Origin of the sequence: Myroides injenensis M09-0166, assembly GCF_000246945.1 — a bacterium.
Lineage (GTDB): Bacteria > Bacteroidota > Bacteroidia > Flavobacteriales > Flavobacteriaceae > Flavobacterium > Flavobacterium injenense.
Map to the genome: position 1 here is coordinate 1 of NZ_BAEX01000133.1, position 5,317 is coordinate 5,317.

A 5,317-nucleotide genomic window follows, 5' to 3' on the forward strand; every position below is an offset into this window, starting at 1 on the left:
ACACGTAGTATATAATAAACTTATTTTTTGATTATAGACCATTATAAATAATTATATGTAATCACTTAATAATACTATTGGAATAACTATGCCAAACTGTTCGAAAAAACAAAAAAAATAAAGGAAATAATATAAAAAGGCTTGTTTATATTTATTCTACTCTAACTCTCATTTTTGTAACAAAAAAAATTGAACTAATAAATGCTCAGATAATTTACTTTTAAGTCTTTTTAATATAGAGATAGCTTAAGTAAATTAAAAAATGGCTTCTAAAAAACTTAAATTAGTTTTTTAGTAAGCCATTTTTTTAAGTTACAACAAGATAACTATTATCTTTCTAATAGATATGTATAATGTAATTTATCATCATTTTCTTCAATAAATTCAAAACCTAATTGTTTCAACATATTGATAGATTTTATATTCTCTTTATGAGCAACACCCAATAAAGTAGTAATTTGAGGTTGTTCTTTTTTTATCAATTCAATTAATTCACTTACTGTTTCTTGTCCAAATCCCTTTCCCCAATATGCTCTACCAATAGATACACCTATCTCAACAGCTTTATCATCTATAAATGAATATACTGCAGTACCTATTAATGAATTACTACTTTTCTCGACTATACCATATCTGACACGTAAATGTTTTTCTCTGTCCAATCTTACATTATCAATAAATGCAATTGCTTCTTCAATATTTTCGAGAGGCTGATTTCTTCTATACTGCATTGCTTCCTTATCAGAATAGATAGTAAGTAAATCATTTTGATCACTCAAGGTTATCTCTCTAAAGACAATTCTACTCATAATCTAAGTTGTTTATATTATATTGTAATTTACAAAAAATAAAGTAATAAATACATTTTCTTTATTTAGTTAACTTTTACCTTTTTATTGCTTTTACATACTTCTTAAGTAGAAAAATAAACTTAGTTAAAATGATACTATTGACTATTCAAAAAAAATGATTTCAAAGAGAAATTGTCAAAAAAAAAGCATTACATCTTTAATCATTGTTCGCAAATTTCTCATATTCTCTTAAAAAACACTTTAAAAAAATAAACTTTATTAGTACCTTTATACAAAACATTACAATCGCATACTATGAAAAAAATATTATTCCCTACCGACTTCTCAGAGACAGCTAACAATGCTTTAATTTATGCATTAAGAATGGCGGAAAATCAGCAAGCTACGCTTTTTGTATTACATGCTTATGAAATGCCAGTAATATCAGCAACTGCTAATCCAGTGATGGTACAAGATGTTTATAAAACAATTGAGTTAAGCAATTTTGAGAATTTTAAAGATCAAGTTCCGCAAATTAGAGATATTGCTAAACAACATAATTTAGATCACGTGCCAATGCATTTTATTTTAGAAGAGGGTTTCTTAAATACTATTCTTAAAAAACGTGTGAAAGAAGAGAGTATTGATTTAGTAGTAATGGGAACTAATGGAAATTCTGGTTTAGATAAAAAACTTTTAGGATCAAACACTGCTAATGCTATCAGTTCTTTGGATATTCCAGTATTAAGCGTTCCTCATGATGCTATTTTTGACGGTATTGATTCTATTGCCTTTTCTACTCTATTCAATACAGCAGATAAAGCTATTTTAGATAAATTAATCCCTATTGCAAAAGGATTTGGGGCAACAATTAAATGTGTACATGTAGCAACAGCTAAAGACAAAGTAGATCCTGCTGTTGTAAAAAGCTGGGAAGAAAATTATAAAGATCAACCTATTAAATTCTACATTATTGAAGGTAACGATGTTGAAAAAGCAATCTTTGATTTCCTAGACATAGAAAATATAGATTTATTAGTTTCTGTTACAAGAAGTAGAAACTTCTTTGAAAAGCTATTTACAAGTAGTATGACTAAAAAACTTAGTTACCATAACTACGTTCCAGTATTAGCTTTTCACGAATAGAAATTTACTTTACAAATATTAAAAAAAGGCATATAGTTTTTAATAACTATATAGCCTTTTTTTTGTAACAAAGAATTTACTTGAAAGCTTAAAAAATCAAGGTGTTTTTTACTTTTGCTCGAAAAAAAATAAGCCTATAAACTATTTTAGTTTTAAAAATATTGTAATTTGCACAATAAATATAACAAAAACACAAAACTAATATGAAATTGACACCTTTCGTTTGTTTTATCGCCTTTCTTATAGGAACGATTTCTCACGCGCAAGTACTAGAAATATATAGTAATGATGGAAAAGAAAGCTATATAGGATGTTTAACTTGCTCAGCTAGTGATAATAAATCTATCTGGAATCATCATGGTACTTATGGTAATTTATATAGTAAAAACTCTATTTGGAATAAATATGGAATCTATGGAGATAAGGAAAGTAATTTCTCACCATGGAATGCAGATGCTGAAAAGCCACCAATTATAAAAAAGGACGGTAAAGTTTATGGCTATTTTACTCTAAATAAATTTATAGGTGAAAGAGTTGAGATTAACCTTACAAAAATGCTCTATGACTATTATATGGATATTAGAGAAGATGTTAGCAAATGGGCAGATTCACCTGAAAAATTAAAGCCTAAAAAAGAAGAAATTGTTGAAAAAAAATAAAAACATCAAGAAATCGTTATTCTCAGTTTTATTTAAAAAATATAAAAGCTTGTAAGAAAATCTTACAAGCTTTTTTTATATATCTCAAATGCAATGATTTATAAATAGATATTTAAGAAACTAAACTTACAAACTATGAAAACAACTATTGAAAAACTATATAGAGTTATAATAAGTCGAGACAAAACACAATAAATAAAAAGCCCCTATGCGAAACATAGGGGCTTATATTTTATCAATCAGAATGATTACGAATACATTTTCGATCTTAATTCTTTTACTTTTGGATCATCAAGATAATCATCAAAAGTCATATATCTATCAATAGCTCCTTTTGGAGTTAATTCTAAAATACGCGTTCCTACTGTTTGAGCAAATTCATGGTCATGGGTAGTTAACAAAATAGTCCCTTTAAAATTCTTTAGTGAATTATTAAATGCAGTAATAGACTCAAGGTCAAGGTGATTTGTAGGCTCATCAAGCATCAGAACATTAGCTCTTAACATCATCATACGAGAAAGCATACAACGCACTTTTTCTCCTCCTGATAATACTCGTCCTGTCTTCAAAGCTTCTTCTCCAGAGAAAATCATTTTTCCTAAGAAACCACGTACATAAACCTCATCTCTTTCTTCTTCTGTTTTAGCCCATTGACGTAACCAATCTACAAGAGTTAAATCATTCTCAAAAAACTCATGGTTTTCCACTGGTAAATACGATTGACTAGTAGTCACTCCCCATTCAAATTTACCACTATCAGCTTTTAAATTACCATTTAAAATCTCATAAAATGCTGTTGTAGCTCGAGAATCTTTTGAAATAACAACTATCTTGTCACCTTTAGCAACATTTAAATCAATGTCTTTAAATAATACTTCGCCATCAATTGATGCAGAAAGTCCCTCAATGTTTAATATTTGATCTCCTGCTTCTCTATCCTGATCAAAGATAATTGCTGGATATCTTCTAGAAGAAGGTTTGATATCATCTAATTTCAACTTATCAATCATTTTTTTACGAGACGTAGCTTGTTTTGATTTAGCAACGTTAGCACTAAAACGACGAATAAATTCTTCTAATTCTGCTTTTTTCTCTTCAGCTTTCTTGTTTTGTTGTGCACGTTGTTTAGCCGCTAATTGACTTGACTCGTACCAGAAAGTATAGTTACCTGAATAGTGATTAATCTTACCAAAGTCAATATCAGATACATGAGTACATACAGCATCTAAGAAGTGGCGGTCGTGAGATACAACTAAAACAGTATTTTCATAATTTGCTAAGAAATGCTCTAACCATGCGATTGTTTCGAAATCCAAGTCATTGGTTGGCTCATCCATAATAAGAACATCTGGATTTCCAAATAAAGCTTGTGCTAAAAGTACACGAACTTTTAATTTAGCATCCATCTCTCCCATTGGAGTATAATGAAACTCTTCAGCAATACCTAAATTTGATAATAACGTAGCAGCACCCGATTCAGCATTCCAGCCATCCATTTCATCGAAACGCATTTGAAGCTCACCTATTCTATCAGCATTTTCATCTGAATAGTTTAAGTATAACTCATCCATTTCTTTTTTAACCTCATACAAATCTTTGTTCCCCATCATTACAGTTTCTAATACTGTATATTCGTCGAACATATTGTGATTCTGGTTTAAAACAGACATACGTTTACCTGGTTCTAAAGATACATGACCAGAAGTAGGATCGATTTCTCCTGACAATATTTTTAAAAAAGTAGACTTACCAGCACCATTTGCACCGATAATACCGTAGCAGTTCCCTTGTGTAAAGGTTACATTAACTTCATCAAATAAAATTCGCTTACCGAATTGAACTGACAGATTTGAAACTGTTAACATTTGTGTATATTAATTTATATTGTCTGCAAAATTAAGAAATTTAAATAACAAAAACATTGTAATCTATCCTAGATCACCTTATATCTATTTTAACAGCTTATTAACGACAACTGTATATTGTAAAACTTACATTTGCTATAAGCACTTTTTTTATTTAATTGTAGGCCATAACACAATGAATACTTCTTTATTTAATAAGAATTTTATTATTTTACTATTACCATTGGTAAACTTATGTTTTTCTTGTCAAAAAAAATTTGACCAAGATGACTATAAAGCATATTTCCAAGGGGAGATAGTTAATCCTAATACCAATTTTGTTCTTTTTTGCAAAGATGATATTGTATTAGACACTATATACCTTGATAAAAACAATAAGTTTTTTAAGAAATTTGATTCTCTATCTCCAGGTATGTATATATATAGACATAACCCTGAATTTCAATATGTATATTTTGATAAAAATGATAGTTTAACCCTTCGATTAAATACTAAAGACTTTGATCACTCCATTATTTTTACTGGCAGAGGTGCTGAAAAGAATAACTTCTTAATGAACCTAACGGTAAAGAATTTAATTGATGAATCTAGTCGATATGAGACCTATGATCAACCTGTGGATATTTTTATTCAAAAATTAGATTCAACGCAGGCAGCTAGAACAACTTACTATTTAAAAAGTAAAGCAATAATTGGGTGGGATCAGAATTTTGATGTTTATGCAAAAGCAAAATTAGACTTACACTTCTACTCTCAAAAAGAGATTTACCCACTAGCTCACTATATCCGTACAAAAGAAGACATACGAGCTGAATTACCAAAAGACTACTATTCTTTTAGAAAGAAAGTAAACTTT

At 28.9% G+C, this 5,317-nt stretch carries 4 protein-coding genes and 1 pseudogene; 3 read left to right on the forward strand and 2 right to left on the reverse strand.

The window, feature by feature from the left end; translation table 11 throughout:
- Positions 1-329: 329 nt before the first annotated feature.
- Positions 330-809 carry a GNAT family N-acetyltransferase gene (locus RH98_RS14530; RefSeq protein WP_010256930.1) on the reverse strand — a complete coding sequence of 160 codons (480 nt, stop codon included), beginning with the start codon at positions 807-809 and terminating at the stop codon, positions 330-332.
- A 297-nt stretch (positions 810-1,106) separates the two neighbouring features.
- Here RH98_RS14530 and RH98_RS14535 point away from each other — a divergent pair, with 297 nt between their 5' ends.
- Positions 1,107-1,937, forward strand: a complete 831-nt coding sequence (locus RH98_RS14535) for a universal stress protein (RefSeq protein ID WP_010256933.1) — start codon at positions 1,107-1,109, stop codon at positions 1,935-1,937.
- A 203-nt stretch (positions 1,938-2,140) separates the two neighbouring features.
- Positions 2,141-2,596: a hypothetical protein gene (locus RH98_RS14540; protein WP_010256935.1), complete on the forward strand. Its 456-nt coding sequence runs from the start codon at positions 2,141-2,143 to the stop codon at positions 2,594-2,596.
- Between the two features lie 248 nt (positions 2,597-2,844).
- Here RH98_RS14540 and RH98_RS14545 read toward each other — a convergent pair whose 3' ends face one another.
- The gene (locus tag RH98_RS14545; RefSeq protein WP_010256938.1) at positions 2,845-4,461 is read right to left on the reverse strand and encodes an ABC-F family ATP-binding cassette domain-containing protein; all 1,617 of its coding nucleotides are present in this window, start codon (positions 4,459-4,461) and stop codon (positions 2,845-2,847) included.
- A gap of 175 nt (positions 4,462-4,636) precedes the next feature.
- Between RH98_RS14545 and RH98_RS14550 the strand changes: the two are divergent.
- Positions 4,637-5,317: pseudogene (locus tag RH98_RS14550) on the forward strand (hypothetical protein); the annotation flags it as partial.